Here is a 23,355-nt window from a genome sequence, read left to right as displayed (position 1 = left end):
CTTATTTAGTGTGTGCGTTTAAAGGATGGTTATTTTGGTAGGCGTTTATGAATAACCATATCCGTATAGTACTCATCGGTAATTTTGTATTTTTTCAAAATCAAACCAAGTAAGGCGTGGAATACACCCGGAATGATAGTTAGCATCAGTGCTAAGCCCATAAGGGTAAATTCAGTTTGCTCAACGTTAGGCTTGTACTCAAAGAATGCCAGTAATAAACCACCTGCTAAGCCAGCTAAGCCACCCCCTGCTTTTTGGCAGAATGAAATACCACCAAATGATAGGCCCGATGCACGAACGCCGTCTTTAATTTCACCGTAATCTACAGCTTCAGCAATGGCAGACCAGAACACTGGTGCATGTAAATCAACAACAAATGACAAGATGATATAAAGCACAAACGCCATCATTACATCACCCGGTTGCACCACAAAATACATTAGCAATGAGATGAATAGCACGGCGATTTGTGATTGACGGAATAGCTTCATTTTACAGTAACGCTGGGTGATCCACGTACTTGCCACCATAGAGACAATAGATGCTGCAATACCCGCACTGGTAAAGGCACCCGCTAAATCTGGTACACCTAAGTAATAGGTTGCGTAATACATAGCAACACTGCCACGAATCGCATAGCCAAGCGTACCAAGCACACATGCTGCACACAGGAGTAACCATTGGTCGTTTTTAATAAGTACTTTTAATTGTGTAAGTACACCTTCGGTTTGTGGCTCATGGGTAATACGTTCGCGAGTAGTAAAAAAGCAAAACAAAAATAGTGCTACGGCACAAGCCGATACTAATGCCATTGCCAGTTTATAACCATACGACAAGCTGCCATCTCCCCAATATGAGGCAAGCAGCGGTACTGAAAATACGATCACCACATTGGCAATCTTAGCGAAGAACATACGGTAGCCATTAGCTGACAAACGCTCTTTAGGATCGGCAGTTAATACACCAATGTAAGAGATATAAGGGATAGCAACACCGGTAAACATCAAGGTCGCAAACAAGTATGTGGCATAAGCCCAAGCTAACTTCATGTTGTAGTCGAAATCAGGCGTGGTAAATAACAGTACGACCGACAAACCATATGGCACAGATAAAAATAAGAACCAGTGACGGAACTGACCCCAACGGGTTTTCACTTTATCGGTGATCACCCCCATTAAAGGGTCGGTAAAGGCATCAACAAAACGCGCCACTAAAAACAACACACCCATATCAACCGGATCAAGCCCGTAGATATCGGTGTAAAAGAAAGACATAAAATAGAATAACGCTGCAACCATGACATTTACTGCCATGTCGCCGGCACCAAAGCCGACCTTTTCTACAACGGATAACTTTTGAGATTCCATACAACAACACCCTAATTGGTCAATAATGAGCCGCCGCTCACTATTTCAAGCAATGCTAAAAAGTTTTCAACACTGCGTATCAAATAAATTTACAGCCTTAGATATTACACAGCTTGGCCATTGCGTTCGTTATTTTTGTAAATTTAATGCTAATCTAATTAATAGTATTATCATACTTATTAAATCGCAACTCTTTTCGACCGATGGTTTGGTTTATAAAAACCAATAAAAAACCCCAGCAAAGCCGGGGTTTTTAGGTCTATAAAAGAAATTTAGAAAGAGTAACGTGCGCCTAGTGCGAATGTACGTGAGTAGATACCGTTACCAAAGTTAAATAGGTTGTCGTTACCTTCACCGTAGTAGCTTTGATATACGTCATCTAGGATGTTCGTTGCATCAAAGGTTACGACAAAGTCATCATTCACATTGTAGCTAAATTGGAAATCTAAGCTTTGCTCAGGGCGATTCCAGAATTGAATCGGGTTAGCAAAGATTGCCGCTTCGTTACCTGTGTAGAACTCAGAACGCCATACATAAGATAAACGCATGTCGAATGAATCACGCTCGTAGATACCTACGATGCTGTACGATTCATCAGAAACACCGGCCATTTGCGAATCAACATACCCAGAGATTTCACCTAGCTCATTGAATTCAGGTGTATCTTGCTCTGAGTCAAGCATCGTGTAGCTTGCTTGCACACCAAAACCATTTAAGTACTCTGGTAAGTTTTCTGGGAAGTAAACTAAACCAACTTCTAAACCAGACAGTTCACCGTTTGAAGCATTCACTGGTGCACTTAATACATATGGGCGTGTTACGCCATCATCGCCTTCGCGCACAACTTGCTTACGACCCGCAACAACTAAGCCTTCAATTTCACGGTAAAAGTAAGCTGCGTAAAGTGAGCTTGTATCTGCGAAGTACCATTCAAGTGATACATCATAGTTCTTTGATTCTGTTGGTTTAAGATCTGGGTTACCACCATTACCTGTACCGTAGGTAGCACCTTCTGTTAAAGGATCATACCAGTATTGCAGCGCGTTTAAGTCAGCAAAGTTAGGCATACGTAGTGTTTCTGTGTACGCGACACGGCCCACTACATCATCAGTGATGTTCCAGTTTAGTACTAAGCTTGGTAGTAATGCGCTGCTATCAGCACTTGCTGAGCTTTCTTCAAATACATTTGAGTTCATACCGCCAGACTCAGCAACAAAGTCCATGTCTTGCTCATAGCTTACATAACGTAAACCAAACTCACCGCTGATATCTTCCGTTAAGAAAAAGTTAGTTGTTGCATATAGCGCGTACGAGTTTTCTTCGATATCAAATGTTTTGTATACGTCTTCAGCTTCAAGGCCATATACGCTACGGACAGCATCGCCGTTATCTAGCATGTAGCCACCGTCAGCAGTTACAAAGCTATTGAATACATCAGCACGGCCATCGAAATAGTCATCAACTTGGAACACAATGCCTGTACCATCGCCAGATGCACCCGCCGCTGCTAGCTGTTCAATTAAGCTAGCCACAGAGGTGTTAGCAATACCAGCCTCTTGACCACGCGTGTACTCTTGCGCAGTTCGTTTTTCGTAACGACCGCCGAACTTCACTTTATCAAAATAAGTACCACCAATTAGGTATTCAGCATCAAATGTGAAAGTTAATGCGTCACCCGCGTTACCGCCGCCACTGTCATAAACAGTACCTGCATTCCAGTTTTCGATAGCAGCCATATCTGCTTCGTTTACCGCTGTGTTTGGATCATCCCAAAACGCAATACCTGGTACGCCGTCTTTATCGTTAAAGTCTACATCTAAGCCATATGCAGTGCGGTCAAAACGCATTGCGAAGAAATCTGTTTCGTACTCACTGTCTTGGTAAACAACTTCTGTGTTGATGGTTAGGTAATCGCTTGCTTGCCACTCGGCACCTAATGCATATAAGTAGCTATCTGTTTTACCATATGAAAAGTCACCACTTTGGAAACCGCCAGCACCAATCGCTTGCTTTTCTTTAACTACGTTAGTGCCATCAAACACCGTTGGTGTTTCGATGAAGCCGTTACCGTTTTCGAATGTATTTGAGAACCACATCGCGTTTTGCGATTCGTTTTCGTAACCTGTGTAGAAACCTTCAGCTGTGATTTCGAGTGTTTCATTAGGTGCCCACTGTAAAGAGACAGACGCAGCTGGACGCTTACGAAGACCAGTGAATGAAGTACCAAAAATAGCATCACGTGCAAGTAAGTATTCAGTTGGCTCACCATTTACGTCTAAAGTAGAACCTGCCGCAGTCGGTAGACCTAACTCAGTACCTTGAGTCCAAAATTCATTTGGTACACGTGAGTACGGTGAGTAGTTGTACTGTGGTTTATCAGTAAAGAATGGGAACGCTGCACCCGCTGTGATGGTGTCATCGCGGTAATGTGTTTCAGCATAAGAAATATTGAAAAGTGCGCCAAACTCACCAGCGCCGTCAATTTCCCAACGGTTAGAAAGTAACGCACTGATATTTGGATCAACTTCATCTGGTTGATCTGAGTAAATCGCACGTGCCGCTAAAACAACTTTTTCACCTTCGAAGTTGAAAGGACGGTGGGTTTTGATATCGATCGCACCTGCGATACCACGTTCAATTTGATCCGCCGAACGGGTTTTATAAACTGTTACACCCGAAAGTAAACTTGCAGGTATGTCTTGCAGCGCCACATCACGACCCGCACCTGTAAAGATAGCACGGCCATTCACTGTGGTATTAACATCAGTAAGACCACGGATTGAAACCGCACTTACTTCACCAGCACCACGGCCTGTTGTTTGTACACCTGTCACACGTTGTAGTGCTTCAACTACGTTGTTATCAGGGAATTTACCAATATCTTCAGCAACAATTGCATCCACGATTTGAACGCTTGCACGTTTTTCATCTAGCGCTTTGTTTAAACTGCCGCGAATACCTGATACTTGAATAACTTCCATCTCATCGACGTTATTCTCAGGAGTGTTTGGTGCTTCCTCCTGTGCAAAAGCAAATTGACAGGTAAATGCCATAACTACAGCACTGGCTATGTGTGTTCTTTTAAACATAAGCGGTGTTCTCCAAATTATAGTTATATCGGTCCGCTGAACTTTCCCCATTCAGTTACCGAAGAGTGACCACTGCATTGTGCATCGTGTGTTGTCAAAACGGTGCGCGAGTGTGTCTACATTTTATTATGTTAATACATTGCTGCCTGAACTTTAATCATATTGTATGATTATTTAACAGTCAACTCAAAAAGCCAAATTAAAATTAGTGCCATAGTGTTTACAAAAAACGTTGAAATTATAACACGTTACAAATTAAAAAAGGGCTGCGTTTTTATTTTCTGAATTTATGTAGGCCTATTATTATCAGTAAGTTAGCAATTATTTGTTTGCTTTTTTAATTTGCCTTTAATTCATCCAGAGCAACAAAAAAGGGCTAACAAGTTATTTACCTGGCGTCTTTTGATGCTACTATGATAAAAATACAATAATACAATATAGAGTTATTTTTTGCTGCACTTTTACTGGTTTGTTTCGATGTAAACAATCAGTTACTCAGTATAATCAGGCATACACTGTGTATTATCTGGTCATTTAGAGCGAGCTCTAAGTACAAAAGCTGCAGTTCGAACAACAATTATTAATCACAGAGGACACTCATGAAGAAATTGAAAGCGTTAGCGCTGCCATTGCTTTTTTCGAGCAGCTTAGCCGTTGCACAAAACCCATTATTCACCGATGTATTTACTGCAGATCCAGCAGCACTTGTTCACAATGACACCGTATACCTTTATACAGGCCATGATGAAGCACCAAATAATGATGTGTTTTTTGAAATGCACGACTGGTTAGTCTTTTCATCAACAGACATGGTGAACTGGAAAAAACACGGCCCAATCATGAAAGCAACCGACTTTAAATGGGCTAAAGGCGAAGCATGGGCTTCACACATGATTGAGCGTGATGGCACTTTCTATTTCTTTACAACCGTTCGTCACAACGACACAAAACCAGGTTTTGCAATTGGTGTTGCGACGTCTAAATCACCAACAGGCCCATTTAAAGACGCGATTGGCCATGCATTAGTTACCGATGACATGACCAAGCATACGCCAAATGATTGGGACGACATCGACCCTGCAATTTTTACTGAAGAAAACGGCGATACTTACATGTTCTTTGGTAACCTAATGCCAAAATACGTAAAGCTAAGCGACGACTTACTGTCTCTTGATGGTGAAATTAAAACGCTAGACTTACCAAACTTTACCGAAGCGTTATGGGTTCATAAGAAAAACGACAACTACTATGTATCGTACGCATGTGAGTTCCCTGAGAAGATCTGTTATGCCATGAGTAAAAGCATTCATGGGCCGTGGGAATATAAAGGTATTTTGAATGAAATCGCAGGTAACAGCGAAACCAACCACCAATCAATCATCGAGTACAAAGGTAAAGACTACTTTATTTACCATACTGGTGCTGTACCACCGATTGATGGCAAACCAAGTGGCGGGCGTTTTCGTCGTTCAGTGGCGATTGAGCCACTATACTACAACGAAGATGGCACACTTAAACGTATTATCATGACCACTGAAGGTCTAAGTAAACAAGACAAGTAATATCAAAAAGGGCTCTTTAAGAGCCTTTTTAATGCTTAAATGTAATACAAATAAACAAATTTAACGGAAAATCCTCTCTTTCAGATAAGTAAAAAACTTCCCTAATAGCGCAAAAACACCGAAAAAAACGCCAAAAATGACAACTTGAGAAAATTAAAATCACACTGTACATATTGTAAACACTGATACTTCATGTTTACATACCAATTACCTTTGCAAAAGTATTTGCACATTTTAAATCATACTATAAAATTACAATACTACGTTCTTATTAGTTTGATATAGGCACGCGGCAATTTTATTGACAACAATCGAATAAAAAAATGAATCCCAGTTTCAAGAGGACACATAAAATGAAATTAAATAAATTAGCCATGGTCATAGCCTGCTCTTTGGCTGTTACAGGTTGTGGCAAAGAAGATGGTACTAAGCTTGACACAGCAGCAGCGGTTGCCGACCCGCAAAGTGCAAAACCGACAGTAAGCAGCAGTGTTGAATACACTGAATCTGGTAGCGTAATGGTTACCAATGTAACCGTGCACGATCCTTCTGTCGTTAAAGTTGACGACACTTACTATATTTTTGGTTCACACCTTGCTGCCGCTAAATCAACTGATCTCTTGAACTGGGAAATGGTTTCCTCGCCTTCAGTAGTAAAAGTAGACGGGCAAGATGTATTACAGGTCAATGAAAGCCCGTTGTTTGATTACAATTACTTAGCAGAAATAGCCGAAGGCGTTGAGTGGACCGATGGTTACCCTAGTAACTGGGCAGCCGATGTAATTCAATCACCAAATGGTAAATTTTGGTTCTACTATAATAGCTGCGGACAAGACAATACCAAAACGACTGACACAACTAATGATCAAATTTGTTGGGATAGAGGTTATTTAGGATTAGCTGAAGCCGACAATATTGAAGGCCCTTATACAAACAAAGGCATTTTCTTACGTAGCGGCTATCGCAATGAAGCTGAGTTTGCTGCATACCCTCTAGATAACGGGCAAACGACCTATGATGGTGGCATAGATCCGAATGTGATCGACCCAGCGGCATTCTATGATACAGACGGCAAACTGTGGATGGTGTACGGTTCTCATCATGGTGGTATTTTTATACTGGCTATGGACGAAGAAGCGGGTATGCCAGAAGCTGGTCAAGGCTATGGAAAACACCTTCTTGGTGGTGCAGGGCGCTTCATCGAAGGTGCTTTCGTAATGTACAGTCCAGAAAGTGAATATTACTACTTATTTTATTCTACTGGTGGCCTTGACTTAAACGGTGGTTACAATATCCGTGTAGCTCGTTCAAAAACACCGGATGGCCCTTACCTAGACAACGCAGGTAACGATATTTCAACATTAGGCGGCTTAGAAGTTGGTGAAAAACTAATGGGCGGCTTTGAGTATACACAAGAGCTTGGCGAAACAGCACCTGCATGGGGCTACCAATCACCGGGCCATAACTCTGCTTACTACGATGAAGCGACAGGACGTCATTTATTAATCACGCATACGCGTTTTCCACAAACGTCTACTGAGTTCCCTGAAAATACAGAAGCGCACCAAGTTCGCGTACATGAAATGTTCATTAACTCATTAGGTTGGCCTATGGCTTCACCGCAGCGCTACGTACCGCTTGAAGGCGACAACATGGTTGTGGCAGATGAACTTTACGGTTATTACAAATTTATCAATCATGGTAACGATGTAAATACAGATGCTATTCGTTCAATGCATATTGCACTAAATGAAGATCACTCAGTAACCGGTGATGATCCAGGTATCTGGTACATGATTGATGACTCAAATATTAAGCTTGAGTTAGATTCTGGTACGTACTTTGGTGTCGCTAAATGGCAATGGGATGATGCAACTAAAGCGATGGTTGTCACTGTATCAGCAACATCAAGCGAAGGTGCAACCATTTGGGCAAGTAAACGTGATGAAATTACCGCAACTACAAACGTGCTGAGCACTGTTCATGAAGCACTTGATATCAAAACTGAATTATCAATTGCTGACGAAGGTTACTCATTACCAACTAAAGGTAAAGACGGTGCTGTAATTAACTGGGAAAGTAGTGATGAATACTACATCACCAGTGAAGGCTCAGTATTCATTCCAACCCCAGATCGCGGTGATAAAGCGGTTACGTTAACGGCTAATATCTCATTAAACGGCGAGAGCACAACCAAAACATTTAATGTAAACCTTGAAGCACGCCCTGAGTTTAAAAATGCGATTGCACACTATGCATTTGAAGATTCACTCAGTGATGGTTTAGGTAACCTGGATGATGCGGGTGTAACAGATAACAACCTATTAAATGTGGGTGCTGGTACAGCAGCCTACGCTGAAGGTCAAACAGGTAAAGCGTTTAATTTTGATGGTGCAACGGGTGTTCGTTTACCTAATGATATCATTAACTCTGACAGTTTTACGGTTTCTTTTTGGTCAAAACCAGACACACTCAATCCTTACACACCATTATTCTTTGCAGCAGAAAATGCCAATCGTTGGATTAGCTACATACCTGGCGGAGCTGCTCATTTCACCGAAAACCCATTAATTTGGAGTTTTTATCTTGGCGATAATGGTGAAGAACTATGGGGTCAAACAGTCCATACGCAAAAAGCGACTCAAAGCGAATGGACTCATGTAGCCATTAGCTATGATGAAGGGATTATGAACTATTACTCGAATGGGGTATTAGTTGGCTCTATGCCTCGCCCCGATATGTTCAGCCATGAATCTAGTAACTTTGCGCTGGGTGTGAACTACGGTTGGGATTTACCTTTCCAAGGTCAAATTGATGAATTCATTGTATATGACTATGCCTTAAATAGTTTTAATATTAATGCTGCAGCAATGACAAACCAAACCAACCCAGATAACTTCCCAGCATTCATTAAGAGTGCGCTTGATTTAGGTGATGTTTCTGCAGTACGTGATAGCTTTGAATTACCACGAGTAGGTCCATTTGTATCTGGTATTAGCTGGACGTCAAACAACGAAGAGTACTTAAAACCGGTTAATGGTACAGCTGTTGTAACTCAACCTAGCGCCTCTGCTGGCGACCAAGTTGTAACATTAACTGCAACCATTAAGTACAAAGACTTTACTGATACTAAGTCATTCGATGTAACCTTAAAATCACTTGCTCCTGCTGAATACAGCTTCGAAGGTGACTTAAGTGCATTAAACGGTGCGTATGCGGCGGGTAAATCAACGGGTGGTTTCATCAATAATACAGGCGGTAGCGTAAGTTATGTTGACGGTGTTATTGGTCAAGCTGTATTCCTGGAAGGTTCAGGTGTTCGTTTACCGGATAACCTAATCACAACTAATGACTACTCAGTATCTATGTGGCTTAAACCAGAAAGCTTCACAGATTACACAACAGCGTTCTTTGCCGGCGCAAGTGCAAACGCATGGTTAAGTTATGTACCATCGATGGCTGACACAGCGCTAACGCGTTTATGGGCAAATAACGGTGCCTTCTTCGATAATGCAGAACTAGATAGCCGTATTCCAGCAAAAGAATGGACACATGTTGCATTCACTGTTGATGGTACGAACGGTGATGTACTGAAGATGTATGTTAATGGTGAACTACAGCTAGAAACCGATGGCTTCCCACGTGTATTCACGGTTCCTGGTGAAACAAATGAGTTTGCTCTAGGTGTTAACTACTGGGATACGCCATACCACGGTGCTATCGATGAACTGAAAATTTTCAACGGTGCGATTAGCGCTGAAGAAATAAAAGCACTCTTTGATGCTGCACCTGCACAAGAGTAACAAAGTGAGGTGAGCTGCCTCACCTCAACTATTTGTTGTCTGGAAAGGCCGGGTGAAAACCCGGCTTTTTTCTAAAGCTTTAGTACCTTTTGCCGATACATACATATCATTCACTTTTATCGCTCTCATTATGGCTATTAACTCATTAGCAAGTGCGCTAACTATCTCAAACGCAGATACAGCAGTTAGTAATACCAACTCAAAAGTAGGCTACAAACTCAGCAACCAAGAGATGAATAAACTCTCTGGTCGTGAAGTAGAGCCCGCTCAAAAAGAAGAAGTATCTAGCGAACTCCCCGCACATATTCGCAAAATGGTTGAACAACTTGAAAAGCTCAAAGAACAACTCGAACTTGCCAAAGAGCAATTAGCCAAACTGCAAGCACTCAAAAACCAAGAAGATGAAACTGTAAAAGTGCAAGTTGAAACACAGACCAAGATGGTTATGGAAATCCAAACGCAAATAATGTCTCTTAGCCAATCAATTAGCGATGCGCTAAAAGAAGCTGGTATTAGCGATCCCGGAGTGCTAATGAGTGTGTTAGTTTGATGAAGGCTTTGAGCTTTAAGTCTCAAGATTTGCTCTTGCAACTTTCCCCTTGCTCACTCCTCATATAACACCCAAAAGCGAGTCAAAACCCAGTGAATATGCGGGCTCTGAAATATCGAGTGCGGAAATACGAAACTTCCTTTGCGGCTAAAATCAGTTATCTCATCTGTCATCTAGGCACACTACCACAATAGAGAAAAGTTAAACATTTAACTTTAAAATCAAAGCCATAACATTAAGAAAACAAAAGATTTAACCTTCTAATAAGTTCGAAATTAAAGCTCTCCTAGAATTAAATCAAAGCTTAACCTTATCAAAACCCCGCTGAGCAATACTTTATTAGTATAGAAATTAGCCAACTCAATCGTACTATGGACTCCCCCTGTCAACGAAGTGAGGGCGTGTTATGCGTCAAATTTTATTACTTTCTGTAAATGGATTTACGCTACAAAGGTTTTTATTAATGACATGTCTTTGGATGTGCTTTTTTGCCACAGCCGATGAAACAAACCCAATTCTTACCGCAAGATCATGGTTAACTTTAGTGGACAATGCTGAATATATAAAAAGCTGGGAACAAACTGATCCACAATTTAAAGCAAAGACTCCACAAACAAAATGGCTTAAAGCATTAGATTACGCGCGAGTTCCTCTTGGTAGAGTGATGTCTAGAACTTACTTTTCCACTTCAGAGTATTCATCACTTTCGGGATTACCTGATGGCGAGTATTTAGTTATTAAATTTAAAACCGAATTCATTAATCAAGACAGTGCCATGGAAACAATCAGTTTGAGTAAAAATAATGGCCAGTGGCAACCTTTAGGTTATTTTATTAATTAGGAGTTTGTAAAGGTTGAGATGGATTATGTTGGGTTTCGCTTCGCTCAAACCAACCTACCCGAAGAATGAGTAGGGCAAGTAATATGGTAGGCGTCACGCTTGCTTGGCACGTCATGAAAGCAATACCCTACGAGCAGACAAACATATCACCAACATACCCCACCGCTCAGCTAAAAACTGACAGCTGAAGGCTGACAGCCACAAAAAAGCCACTCATAAATGAAGTGGCTTTGGTTGAGTCGATTTTTTACTTATAACTTAATTTGGTTCACGCAAATGGAACACTTGGCACTTATTACCTAAATCAGGTTGTTGTGCGAAGTTAGTGTTTTCAGCTAAACCACAGTTACTTAAGCCAAGCGCTTGTTTTGTGTAGCGGTTGATAAGCATCACACCACCACCTTCTACTGGAGCAATGCGCCACTGTGCCGTTTTCGCTGAACAAGACGCCATCTCTACGTTGGCACCTGGTACTAAGGCGTTATCAGCCACCGCAGCACAGAAATCGCTGTCAGCGCTTTGTTTAAGGCTTACATAGCCTGTATCTGTTGGTGTGAAGAACCATTGTTGTGCATCTTTATGCGTGTAAGCTTGTTGCTCAACATTGGTACCTGCTTTAACCGTACCAGCCACGCTAAGTGCTTTACCACTTTGTTGGCTTAATACGACAACACTGCCCATAGGGCGTAATTGCCAATCACCACACGCTGTTGCGTCACTTTGCTGTAAAACCGCTTGGTTTTGTGCAGCAGAACAACCAGCAACCGCTAATGGTTTGCCTGTGTAACGGTTAGTAATAGATACATTACCATCTGTGCTTGGTGCTACTTTCCATTGCTGACAGAAGTTATTGCGCCATGCTGCAGATTGTACTTTAGCGTTATCTGCATCATTACAGCTTTCAAGCTCTAAGAACTTGCTGTCTTCACGGTTCGCTAAACGAACAAAACCATCTGTTGTTGCATCAATAACCCATTGACCATTGGTGCTTGCACACTGACGTTGTACTGCACGTGCATCTTGTGGATCAGCTGCGATATCTAAACATAAGCCGCTTGTTGCATTCACTATTTGATAGCGCTGACCTTGTACTCGCGTTACCAGTGGACCGTATTCACCTGATGGCGGAGCTACTTCAACGCCTGGTGTTAATGGTTTACCAAAGCTTGGCGTGCCATCGTCGTTCCAAGTAAATTTTTGCGCACGTAATGAACGAGTCGCACTACAACCGTGCTCTACCGAATCATTACCGTGATAAACTAACCAGTCTTCTGTGCCGTCTGGCGATGTGAAAAAGCCGTTGTGACCTGGGCCAAACACTTCTTCTGTACGCTCAAATACTGGCTTGTCGTATTTTTTCCAGCTGCTCGCTTTAAGCGGATCGTCACCAACAAGCTCAAGCATACCTAGTTTGTAATCAGGAGTATTACAGAAGCTCGCTGAGTACGTCATAAACGTACGGCCATTGTGCTGTAAAATTTCAGCACCTTCAGTTACTTTACGACCACTGATTTCCCAATCTAGCTCAGGACGCGTGATCACCGTATGCGGTGAGTTCTTCTTCGGAGTCCATGGGTTTTCCATTTCAGCAATAATGTTTAATTGCTGATCACCCTGCCATTGTGAGTAGATCACATACAACTTATCTTTGTACGTTAGGTAGTTTCCGTCGATGTTCCATACGTTAGGCATTAATGCGCCCTTGTATTCATATGGACCCATAGGATCGTCACCAGCACTTTCTAATACGTTTAAGTGTTGGTTATCTAAAGTGCCATCAGTACCCGCCGTGTACATCATGTACCAACGGTAGCCGTTTGGCCCTTTTAGACGATGGAATTCAAACGCCCAGAAGTTACAGCAACGCTCAGGGTTCGAATCAGACCAAACATTGATAGGTGTTGCATCAGCAAGGCCCGCTAATGTTGGTGATTTACGCATCACTAACTCAGAAGTCCACGTTGTTGTAGTTAGGTAATAGTTACCATCCCAATACTCAAGCCATGGATCGGCGCCATTTGGGAAAAGAGGATTAGTAAAAATACCATTATCTTGGATTGGCGCTTTTGCTGTGGCTGCGACATCTGCTTTGGCTGTGTTGTCTTCAGCCGTAGTCTGACAGCCCGTCAGAGCGCCAAACGACAAGGCAAATAGGCTAGCTAAACCAGCCTTTTGCATTGCGTTTTTAAGCTTTGTTGTTTTCACGTTTGTGTTCCTTTATTTTGTACCAAATTCGTACACGATGCGTGTTGAATACACGTCACCTGGCAGTAATGTTGTGCTTGGGAACGTTGGCTGATTAGGTGCATCAGGGAAATGCTGTGGCTCTAAACAAAAACCACTTCTAAAATTATGCACTAAGCCAGACACTTGCTGAGTACTACCGTCTAAGAAGTTACCTGAATAAAGCTGTACTGCAGGCTCTTCTGTGTAAACTGTTAACGTACGGCCAGAGTTTGCTTCGTAAACCGTCGCTGCTTCAATAAGTTCATTGCTTGGCGTGTCTTTAAGCACAAAGTTATGGTCATAACCTTTACCAAGTTTCAGTTGTTCGTTACTTGCTTTGATATCTTGACCAATTGCTTTAGCTTTACGGAAGTCAAACGGTGTGCCAGCCACATCCATCAACTCACCAGTTGGGATCAAGCCGCCATCCACAGGCGTAATTGCTTTTGCGTTAATTTGCATTTGGTGATCAAGAATGTCGCCTTTACCCGCTAGGTTAAAGTAGCTGTGTTGCGTCATATTGATGATGGTAGGCTTGCTTGTCGTAGCAATAAACTGCATATCTAACGTGTTGTTATTCGTTAGCGTGTAAGTCACTTCTGTCGTCACTTCACCCGGGTAACCTTGGTCACCATCAGGGCTCACTAAACTTAAGGTAACACCTGCGCTGTTTTGCGTCGTGAACGGTGTCATGTTCCATACTTTCTTATCAAAGCCTTGCACACCACCATGTAAGTGGTTGTCACCGTCGTTGGTTGCTAATTGGTATTCAGTGCCATTTAAGGTGAATTTACCGTTTGCGATACGGTTACCAAAACGACCGATGATTGCACCGTAGTAAGTTGTCGCCTTTGTGTATGCTTCTAGGTTATCTAAACCCAGTACAATATTACCCATTTCGCCTTTTGCATCTGGCGTTTCAATACGCGTGATAATGCCGCCGTAGTTAATTACATCAACGCTAATACCATTGCTGTTAGTCAACGTTACTTGATTAACTGGGGTCTGATCAGCAAGTACGCCATAGGCCGTCATTGATGCTGAAGGGGAAGTCGTCATATTGTCTCCTTGATGAGCACACGCTGGTGTAAGGGCAATCCCACATGTCACCAACAATGCATAAAGCCCGCGCGACTTTTTCGTGTTCGAACTGGCTGTTTGATGAGTTGTTTTTAAACCTTGGAAAACACATTGCAATGACATATGAATAACCTTTTTGTAATTGTATTTATAGTTTTATAATACAAATACAGGTGTCATTGCAAATTTAATCGCTAAAGTTGGATTTTGCCGTCTTTCACCATGATGCAATCCATCCCCGCACTTTTGGCGGCTTGGTAGCCAATTTGCGTGTCTTCAAACACCACACATTTACTTGGTTCAACACCTAAAAGCGCTGCCACTTTTAAGAATGTTTCTGGGTTCGGCTTGCCTTTACTAACATCACTGGCAGTCACTAAGGCACCAATTTTATTAATTAAATTCGTATCTGTTAGATGATCAATTGCATGTTCGCGATCAGCCCCCGTGCCCACGCCCATTGGCAATACACCATGGTACTTTTCAAGTACTGCGACGGTTTCGTCAATCACCAGTGGATGATGTTGCAAATCAACCCAAAACTTGTGTTTATCTTTTGCCACAACCAGAGGGTCATGATCTAAACCAAATTTTTCGTTAAGCATTTCAATTGTTTTAACGGTCGGAATGCCGCCTAAGCTATACATGTAGTCGTAATCAAATGGATACCCATAGGCTTCGCAAGCTTTCTGCCATGCCTGTAAGTGACTGCCCATTGAGTCAATTAAGGTGCCATCCATATCAAAAATAATGCCTTGGTAGGCGCTTAAATCGATCATATCTACTCCTAAAAAGTTTCGCTTCACAATAGCATAAGCCAGCGAAGAGCGTGGCTCATCACTGGCTTAATCGACAACAAAATTTGGGGTGAACGTGCTCACACACAGCACGTTCTAGTACATAAAGTACTAATTCTTACAGGCCACGTTTTAGCATGTAGTAAGCTGCGTTATGACGAAGCTCTGTTTTGAAACCACGGATCGTCGTATCGTTATCGATGATCATCGTTTCAACGCCAGCCATTTCAGCAAAATCGATAATCATATCGGTTGTTACTGCTTGGCTGTATGCAGTGTGGTGTGCACCACCGGCGTGGATCCATGCAGCTGATGCTACAGATAGATTTGGTTTTGGTTCCCAAAGCGCTGAAGCAACAGGTAAGTGAGGTAAATCAGCTGGCGGAGCCACTGTGTCTACTTCGTTAATTAGAATACGGAAACGGTTACCCATATCAATTGGTGATACGTTGATTGCAGCACCTGGTTTTGCAGTAAACAATAAACGACCTACATCACATTTCACACCAATAGTGTGCTGGTGAACTTCAAGACGTGGTTTTTGCGCTGCAATTGAAGGACACACTTCTAACATGTGTGCGCCAAGTACTTGGTCAGTCTCACCCATGTTGTAAGTGTAGTCTTCCATGAATGAACAACCACCTTCACGGCCTTCACCCATTACTTTCATGATGCGAACCATAGCAGCTGTTTTCCAGTCACCCTCACCACCGTAACCATAGCCTTTCGACATTAGGCGCTGTGTAGCAAGACCCGGAAGACCAGAAAGACCTGATAAGTCTTCAAAACAGTTTGTGAATGCTTTAAAGCCGCCTTTCTCTAAGAAACGCTCCATACCAAGCTCTAAGCGAGCTTCGTTGCGTAGCATTTTCACTGCGTAATCGTCTTGTAGAGTTTCGTCAGCGATCACGTAGTCTTGCTTATAAAGCTCTAATTGTGCATCGATTTCGTCTTCTGTGATTGTATCAACCACTTTTACAAGCTCAGCGACACCAAACGCATGTACTTCATAACCAAAGGTAATTTGCGCTGAAACTTTGTTACCTTCAGTCACCGCAACTTGACGCATGTTGTCGCCAAAACGCGCAACTTTAAGTGTTTGGCTTTCTGCCCAACCTTTTGCCGCACGACACCAGTCATCTAGTTGCTGTTGTACGTCAGCACGTTGCCAGTGACCTGCAACAACTTTACGCTCTTTACGCATTACAGTACCGATGAAACCGAACTCACGGTCACCGTGTGCACTTTGGTGCGTATTCATGTAGTTCATGTTGATGTCAGACCAAGGAAGGGCTGCATTGAACTGAGTATGAAGGTGTAACCAAGGCTTACGTAATTCGCTTAGACCGGCAATCCACATTTTCGCAGGAGAGAAAGTGTGCATCCATAATACTAAACCAACACAGTTAGGATCCGTATTTGCCGCTTGGCAAACAGCGTGAATTTCTTCAGGTGACTTAACGGTAGGCTTACATACCAAGTTTACTGGTAGGTTCGCTTCGCTGTTTAAGCCCGCTACAATTGCTTCGCTGTCTTTGGCAACCGTTTCTAACACCTTAGGACCATAAAGATGTTGTGAGCCGGTAACAAACCAGACTTCTTTCGTCATCGTCGTCATGTTAATAATCCTCTAAATTCTTGCTATTTGCTCTGACCGTAATACGCGTTTTTACCGTGCTTACGTAGATAATGTTTATCCATCACTGCTTTTTTAAGTTCAGCTGCGTGTGGATCTAAAGTGCGTGTTAAATACGCCATGCGTGCAATCTCTTCGAGTAGCGCGGCATGGTATACAGACTGAGCGGCATCTTTACCCCACGTGAAAGGCGCATGACCCGCAACAATCACCATAGGTGCAGCTTTCGGATCGCGGTCTTGATACGCATCAGTAATTTGAATACCGGTTTCTAATTCATAATCGCCATTCACTTGCTCATCGGTTAGCTCACGAGTACAGGTGATGTCACCGTGTACATAGTCAGCGTGAGTTGTGCCAAGGCAAGGAATGCTTTGTTTTGCTTGCGCCCATGCAGTTGCATAGGTCGAATGCGTGTGTGTTACACCGCCAATTGCATCGAAGTGGCGATATAAATGAACATGCGTTTTAGTGTCAGAAGACGGACGCATAGACCCTTCAACAATGTTGTTTTCAAGGTCGACGATCACCATGTCGTCGGCTTTCATTTGGTCGTACGATACACCACTTGGTTTAATCGCAATTACGCCTTTGTCGCGGTCGATTTGCGATACGTTACCAAAGGTATAAATCACTAAGCCACGACGTTGCAGCTCCATGTTCGCTTCATAGACTTCACGTTTTAGTTCAGTAAAACTCATGCTTTGTCTCCGTTTACATAGCTTGCAAGTGCTTGGTAGTTAGCATAAAGCTCGTCATACACAGCAACGCGCTCAGGGTTTGGTAAGTACTGATGACATACTGACGACGCCATTACTTTTTGAGCATCTGCCACTGTTGCGTGCTCACCTGCAGCAACCGCAGCCATAATTGCCGCACCCAATGCACAGCTTTGCTCACTTTCTAAAACGTCGATTGGACAGTTCCAAACATCAGCACAGGTTTGCATTACGTAGTCTGATTTTTTAGAAATACCGCCGATAACGACCACAGACTCGATTGGCACGCCTTCACTACGGAAACGCTCAGTGATAGCACGTGCGCCAAAGGCTGTTGCTTCAACAAGCGCTTTGAAGAACTTAGGTGCATCAGTGCCCATTTTTAAGCCTGTTAATGCCATGGCAACGCTTTGGTCAGCATCTGGCGTACGACGACCATTTACCCAATCAAGCGCAGTTACATCGTTGCTTGTTACAGGCAGTGCTGCCGCCGCTTTTGATAGATCAACTAAGATTGAATCTTCTAGCTTGTTAACTAACGCTTGTTCAGCGTCAGATAGATTTGTCAGTTGGCGAGTTGGCCAAAGTACTAGGTTTTTGAACCATGCGTATAAATCACCAAACGCAGATTGACCAGCTTCTAAGCCAACCATTCCAGGGATCACTGAGCCATCAACTTGACCACAAATACCTTTAACGCAAGTATCACCTAGTTGCTCTTTAGACGTTACTGTGATGTCACAGGTTGAGGTACCCATTACTTTAGTTAGAACGCCAGGACGAACATTGGCTGCTACTGCGCCCATGTGACAGTCAAATGCACCGTAACCAATTACGATACCTTGTGGTAAACCTAGCTTCTCGGCCCACTCAGCAGTTAAGTTGCCAGCAACTTGGTCGCTTGGCTCTGTCGTTGCATTTAACGTATCAACAACACCATCTAATAGTGGATCGATATTGCTGAAGAAACTGTTTGGTGGGAAACCGCCCCACTGCTCGTTCCACATTTGTTTGTGGCCCGTTGCACAACGCCCTAGCTTTAATACTTCAGGGTGTGTTGTGCCACACATTAGCGCGGTCATCCAATCGCAGTGTTCAACCCATGAATAAGTGGCTGCTTTTACACTGCTATCAACGCGGAAAATATGTAATGCTTTGGCCCAGTACCACTCAGAAGAGTAGATACCGCCCATATGTGAAAGGTAGTTCACATCGTTGTTAGTGGCAGCTGCAGTGATTTCATTTGCTTCTTTAATAGACGTATGGTCTTTCCACAAAATGAACATTGCATTTGGGTTTTCTGCAAATTCTTCAGTTAATGCCAGTGGTGTACCTTGGCTATTAATTGCCACAGGCGTTGAGCCAGTTGTATCAAAGCTCATACCCACTACTTTGTCTGCAGTACCCGCTGGAACTTGTGACCATAGACCATTAACTACTTCTACAAGGCTATCAATATAGTCTTGTGGATGCTGACGAAACTGATCCTTACTTGGGTCACAATATAAGCCTTGTGCCCAGCGCGGGTAGTTTACTAAATGGCTGGCAAGTTCTTCACCAGTCGCAACATCAACGAGTAATGCTCTTACCGAGTCTGACCCGTAGTCTAATCCCAACGTATAACGAGACATAATTACCTTTCACTAATTGCTTACTAACATTGTTAGTCATTATCTTTATTTGTATGATAATATCAACAATACCAGATTGTAAAGGTATTATAAAAATATTATTAACAGGATTATTTGCTGCTGGCGGGCGATTTATTGCGCAGTTTCTCTGGAAGATTAGATTGTTTTTTCAGCACAAATAATAGGTTAAAGCCACTACATTAACTTTTGTATGATAAGAATGGGAAAACTATGTCTAGTCAATTAGAACAACTTAAAGCAGTGACAACCGTTGTTGCTGATACGGGTGATTTTGAAGCAATCAACGAATATAAACCGCAAGATGCAACAACGAACCCATCACTAATCTTAAACGCGATTCAAATTGAGAAATATCGCCCACTTGCTGCCGAAGCCGTATCATGGGCAAAAGCACAAAGCAGTGACGCAGCTGAAGTTGTAACAAAAGCAGCTGACAAGCTAGCGGTATTAATTGGCTCTAAATTAATGGAGCAAGTGCCGGGTTTAGTTTCAACAGAAGTGGATGCGCGTTTATCATTTGATACTCAAGCAACCATTGATAAAGCACTTGAGCTTGTTGCTCTATATAAAGAGCAAGGTATCGACACATCGCGCGTGTTAATCAAAATTGCTTCAACATGGGAAGGTATTCAAGCGGCTAAAGTACTTGAAGCGCAAGGTATCCGTTGTAACCTAACGCTGGTATTTGCATTTGCTCAAGCACGTGCTTGTGCCGAAGTAGGCGCTTACCTAATTTCACCATTCGTTGGTCGTATTCTTGACTGGTACAAAGCACAAGATGCAAGCGCTGATTTCGACGGTGCTAACGATCCGGGCGTTAAGTCAGTAACGCATATCTATAACTACTTCAAAAAGCACGGCTACGAAACGATTGTAATGGGCGCAAGCTTCCGTAACATCGGTGAAATCCAAGAATTAGCAGGTTGTGACCGTTTAACTATCAGCCCTAAATTACTTGCTGAACTAGCTGCAACTGACGCACCTTTAACTCAAAAACTATTACCAGCAACAGAAAAAGCTGAAGCGCCAGCAGCCATGACTGAGCAAGCTTTCCGCTGGGAAATGAATGAAGATGCTATGGCAACTGAAAAGCTAAGCCAAGGTATTCGTCAGTTCGCAATTGACCAAGAGAAACTAGAGTCAATCTTAAGCGAATTAGTTTAAACCGATTGTTTAAGCAGCAAAAAGCCCGCAAACCAAAGTTTGCGGGCTTTTTTATTACCTACACATCATCACAAAGGCAGGCTTATCGTGTTGCGATTACGATAATTTTTCGCCAGTCAGATTATTCAGCAAGTAATGCGTTTGCTTTTGCAACTAGGTTTGCCACTGTGAATCCAAAGTGCTCAAGCAATACGGCACCAGGCGCTGACTCACCAAATGTGTCCATGCCTAGTACATCACCATCTTGGCCAACATACTTGAACCAGAAGTCACGGTGTGCCGCTTCAACAGCAATCTTTGGTGTACCCGCTGGTAGCACGCTTTGACGGTATGCTTTATCTTGGCTATCAAACTGATTCGTTGATGGCATAGATACCACGCGAACTTGCTTGCCTTGTGCTGTTAATTCAGCAGCAGCATTCACAGCTAGTTCTACCTCTGAACCCGTTGCAATAAGGATAAGCTCTGCAGCTTGTTCGCTATCAACAAGTACATAACCCCCTTTAGCAATGTCAGCAACTTGCTGTGCATCACGTGCCATCGCTTTTGTACCCTGACGGCTGAAGATCAGTGAACTTGGGCCTGTTTCTTTTAATAACGCTTGGCGCCAAGCTACCGCAGTTTCAGTTTCATCACACGGACGCCATGCAGTCATATTTGGTGTCATGCGAAGGTTAGCTATTTGCTCGATTGGCTGGTGAGTTGGACCATCTTCACCTTGACCGATTGAGTCATGGGTATACACAAAAATGCTCTGTGCTTTCATCAATGCTGCCATACGTACAGCATTACGTGCGTATTCCATAAACATTAAGAAGGTTGCGCCAAATGGAATGAAACCACCATGTAATGCAATACCATTCATGATTGCGCTCATACCAAACTCACGTACGCCATAGAACACGTAGTTACCATCAGCTGCATCTTGTAAACCTTTTGCTTCTGGCCATAAGGTTAAGTTAGAACCAGCAAGGTCAGCAGAGCCACCCATTAGTTCAGGAAGCTGGTTAGCAAAGAAGGTGATCGCATTTTGTGATGCTTTACGTGTCGCAATGTTTTGCATGTCGGCTTGGCATTTAGCAATGTACTCATCAGCTAATTCAGCGAAGTTAGCTGGTAATGCTTTTTCAAGAACACGACGTGTATATTCTTTTGCAAGTTCAGGGTGTGCTTTGCTATATGCTGCAAATTTTTGCTGCCATGCACCTTCAAGCTCTTGGCCTTTTGCTTGGGTATTCCACTCGTTATAAACCTCTTGTGGAACTTCAAATGCAGGGTGCGGCCAGTTTAGCTGCTCACGTACAGCGGCGATTTCGTCGTGACCCAGTGGTGCACCGTGACAGTCGTGGCTACCTGATTTATTTGGCGAGCCAAAACCAATCACTGTTTTACAACAGATTAGTGTTGGTTGCGTCGTGTTGCTTTGTGCCGCTTCGATTGCACCCGCAATTGCATTCATATCGTGACCATCAACATCACGGATAACTTGCCAACCGTAAGCTTCAAAACGTGCAGGCGTATCGTCGGTGAACCAACCTTCTACTTCACCATCGATAGAGATGCCATTGTCATCCCAAAATGCGATTAGCTTGCCTAGACCTAACGTACCTGCCAGCGAACATGCTTCGTGCGAGATACCTTCCATTAGACAGCCATCACCCATAAAGCAGTAAGTGAAGTGATCAACAATATCAAATTGTGGCTTATTGAATTGCGCTGCTAAGGTTTTTTCAGCGATTGCCATACCAACTGCGTTAGCAATACCAGAACCTAATGGGCCTGTCGTTGTTTCAACACCCGGTGTGTATCCATATTCTGGGTGACCCGGTGTTTTAGAGTGAAGCTGACGGAATTGCTTAATATCTTCAATGCTTACGTCGTAACCGCTAAGGTGTAACAATGCATATTGAAGCATTGAACCATGGCCATTTGATAACACAAAGCGGTCACGGTTAGACCAGTCTGGGTTTAATGGGTTATGGCGGTGAAAGTTTTGCCACAATACCGCTGCAATATCAGCCATACCCATCGGCGCACCAGGGTGGCCAGAGTTAGCTTGTTGAACGGCATCGACAGCAAGTATGCGAATAGCATTTGCAGATTGAGAACTAGGCAGAGTCATCTTATTAGCTTCCTGTTAATATTATAATATAAATAATATCGCAAAAAGAAGCTAAAATGGCAACTCAATAAATGTCATGCAAACTGTAAAAACGAGAAAGGTTGGCCAATAACCAACCTTTTTATATCAATTCGCTTAATTAAGTGATCTATTTCTAGGCAATTACTCTGCATCCATGCAGTTGTAAATAACACATTTTTAACGCAGATAGCGACTACTTTAACCTATCGAAATGATTAATTATTATTGCGTGATTGATATTGCCGAATATTAAAAGCTATCGACCATCTTCGAATGAAGCAGTTGCAGCGACCTTACTCCAGCGACCATCCGTATATAAAATAGTCGCTTCAGCTTTATAAGATCTAAATGCTCGAATTTGGAATGAGCATGATGTTCCTGATGTACCACATGATGATGCCGCATTAGACCAAATAACACTATCAATTGCTGAACCATCGCCAACTACACGAAATACAGCTGTTGCATTTGTTTGCCCATAAACCAATGCAAAACAACGGTTTGGTGTATATTTGTCATACGCTTGCGTATCGACATAACACTCCATTGAATCCGCACTTGCATGAACAGAGAATGCGCCTGAAAGCAATAAACCTAATGCTGTTAATACCTTTTTCATATATTTATCCTTATTTATTAACCAAAAGTGGTACAAACAACTTACAGGAATAAAGTCGCATTAAAAATACGAAATTAATATCAATTTAACTATTTTAGAACATTTAA

At 42.7% G+C, this 23,355-nt stretch carries 15 protein-coding genes; 5 read left to right on the top strand and 10 right to left on the bottom strand.

The annotated features are described in order from the left end of the window. Positions 1-29 precede the first annotated feature (29 nt). Both AOG27_RS06875 and AOG27_RS06865 read right to left on the bottom strand, forming a co-directional pair. Entirely contained in the window at positions 30-1,367 is a 1,338-nt protein-coding gene (locus AOG27_RS06875; protein ID WP_054552279.1) for an MFS transporter, read from the bottom strand. A gap of 272 nt (positions 1,368-1,639) precedes the next feature. Beyond that, positions 1,640-4,456 (bottom strand): TonB-dependent receptor, encoded by a 2,817-nt coding sequence (locus AOG27_RS06865; protein ID WP_054552277.1) that lies wholly within the window; start codon positions 4,454-4,456, stop codon positions 1,640-1,642. Positions 4,457-5,055: 599 nt separating this feature from the next. Here AOG27_RS06865 and AOG27_RS06860 point away from each other — a divergent pair. The 4 genes from AOG27_RS06860 to AOG27_RS06845 all read left to right on the top strand — a co-directional run bounded on the left by AOG27_RS06860 (position 5,056) and on the right by AOG27_RS06845 (position 11,212). After that, positions 5,056-6,018: a glycoside hydrolase family 43 protein gene (locus AOG27_RS06860; RefSeq protein WP_054552276.1), complete on the top strand. Its 963-nt coding sequence runs from the start codon at positions 5,056-5,058 to the stop codon at positions 6,016-6,018. A gap of 353 nt (positions 6,019-6,371) precedes the next feature. Beyond that, positions 6,372-9,821, top strand: a complete 3,450-nt coding sequence (locus tag AOG27_RS06855; RefSeq protein WP_054552275.1) for a LamG-like jellyroll fold domain-containing protein — start codon at positions 6,372-6,374, stop codon at positions 9,819-9,821. Positions 9,822-9,951: 130 nt separating this feature from the next. Then, positions 9,952-10,371 (top strand): hypothetical protein, encoded by a 420-nt coding sequence (locus AOG27_RS06850; protein WP_054552552.1) that lies wholly within the window; start codon positions 9,952-9,954, stop codon positions 10,369-10,371. Positions 10,372-10,777: 406 nt separating this feature from the next. Beyond that, positions 10,778-11,212: a DUF4019 domain-containing protein gene (locus AOG27_RS06845; RefSeq protein ID WP_082389222.1), complete on the top strand. Its 435-nt coding sequence runs from the start codon at positions 10,778-10,780 to the stop codon at positions 11,210-11,212. 258 nt (positions 11,213-11,470) lie between these two features. Here the strand turns inward: AOG27_RS06845 and AOG27_RS06840 are convergent, their stop codons facing one another. The 6 genes from AOG27_RS06840 to AOG27_RS06815 all read right to left on the bottom strand — a co-directional run bounded on the left by AOG27_RS06840 (position 11,471) and on the right by AOG27_RS06815 (position 19,301). Further along, entirely contained in the window at positions 11,471-13,417 is a 1,947-nt protein-coding gene (locus AOG27_RS06840) for an RICIN domain-containing protein (RefSeq protein WP_235523681.1), read from the bottom strand. A 12-nt stretch (positions 13,418-13,429) separates the two neighbouring features. After that, positions 13,430-14,641, bottom strand: a complete 1,212-nt coding sequence (locus tag AOG27_RS06835; protein ID WP_054552273.1) for an aldose epimerase family protein — start codon at positions 14,639-14,641, stop codon at positions 13,430-13,432. Between the two features lie 71 nt (positions 14,642-14,712). Continuing rightward, positions 14,713-15,297: an HAD family hydrolase gene (locus AOG27_RS06830; RefSeq protein WP_054552272.1), complete on the bottom strand. Its 585-nt coding sequence runs from the start codon at positions 15,295-15,297 to the stop codon at positions 14,713-14,715. Positions 15,298-15,433: 136 nt separating this feature from the next. Then, positions 15,434-16,933: an L-arabinose isomerase gene (gene araA, locus AOG27_RS06825; protein ID WP_054552271.1), complete on the bottom strand. Its 1,500-nt coding sequence runs from the start codon at positions 16,931-16,933 to the stop codon at positions 15,434-15,436. A 23-nt stretch (positions 16,934-16,956) separates the two neighbouring features. Beyond that, positions 16,957-17,652, bottom strand: a complete 696-nt coding sequence (locus AOG27_RS06820) for an L-ribulose-5-phosphate 4-epimerase (protein ID WP_054552270.1) — start codon at positions 17,650-17,652, stop codon at positions 16,957-16,959. Continuing rightward, on the bottom strand, positions 17,649-19,301 hold the full coding sequence (locus tag AOG27_RS06815; protein ID WP_054552269.1) for a ribulokinase: 1,653 nt from the start codon (positions 19,299-19,301) through the stop codon (positions 17,649-17,651). Before AOG27_RS06815 ends, AOG27_RS06820 begins: the two co-directional genes overlap by 4 nt. A 231-nt stretch (positions 19,302-19,532) precedes the next feature. Here AOG27_RS06815 and tal point away from each other — a divergent pair, with 231 nt between their 5' ends. Beyond that, a complete protein-coding gene (gene tal, locus AOG27_RS06810) occupies positions 19,533-20,486 on the top strand; it encodes a transaldolase (RefSeq protein ID WP_054552268.1) in 954 nt (317 codons plus the stop codon). Between the two features lie 121 nt (positions 20,487-20,607). Here the strand turns inward: tal and tkt are convergent, their stop codons facing one another. Together tkt and AOG27_RS06800 are read right to left on the bottom strand one after the other, a co-directional pair. Further along, the gene (tkt, locus tag AOG27_RS06805) at positions 20,608-22,608 is read right to left on the bottom strand and encodes a transketolase (RefSeq protein ID WP_054552267.1); all 2,001 of its coding nucleotides are present in this window, start codon (positions 22,606-22,608) and stop codon (positions 20,608-20,610) included. 277 nt (positions 22,609-22,885) lie between these two features. Next, on the bottom strand, positions 22,886-23,248 hold the full coding sequence (locus AOG27_RS06800) for a hypothetical protein (protein ID WP_054552266.1): 363 nt from the start codon (positions 23,246-23,248) through the stop codon (positions 22,886-22,888). Positions 23,249-23,355 lie beyond the last annotated feature (107 nt).

Source organism: Pseudoalteromonas lipolytica (genome assembly GCF_001306915.1).
Classification (GTDB): domain Bacteria; phylum Pseudomonadota; class Gammaproteobacteria; order Enterobacterales; family Alteromonadaceae; genus Pseudoalteromonas; species Pseudoalteromonas simplex.
The sequence above is the reverse complement of the archived record's forward strand: the minus strand, read 5'-3'. Positions and strand labels throughout refer to the sequence as shown.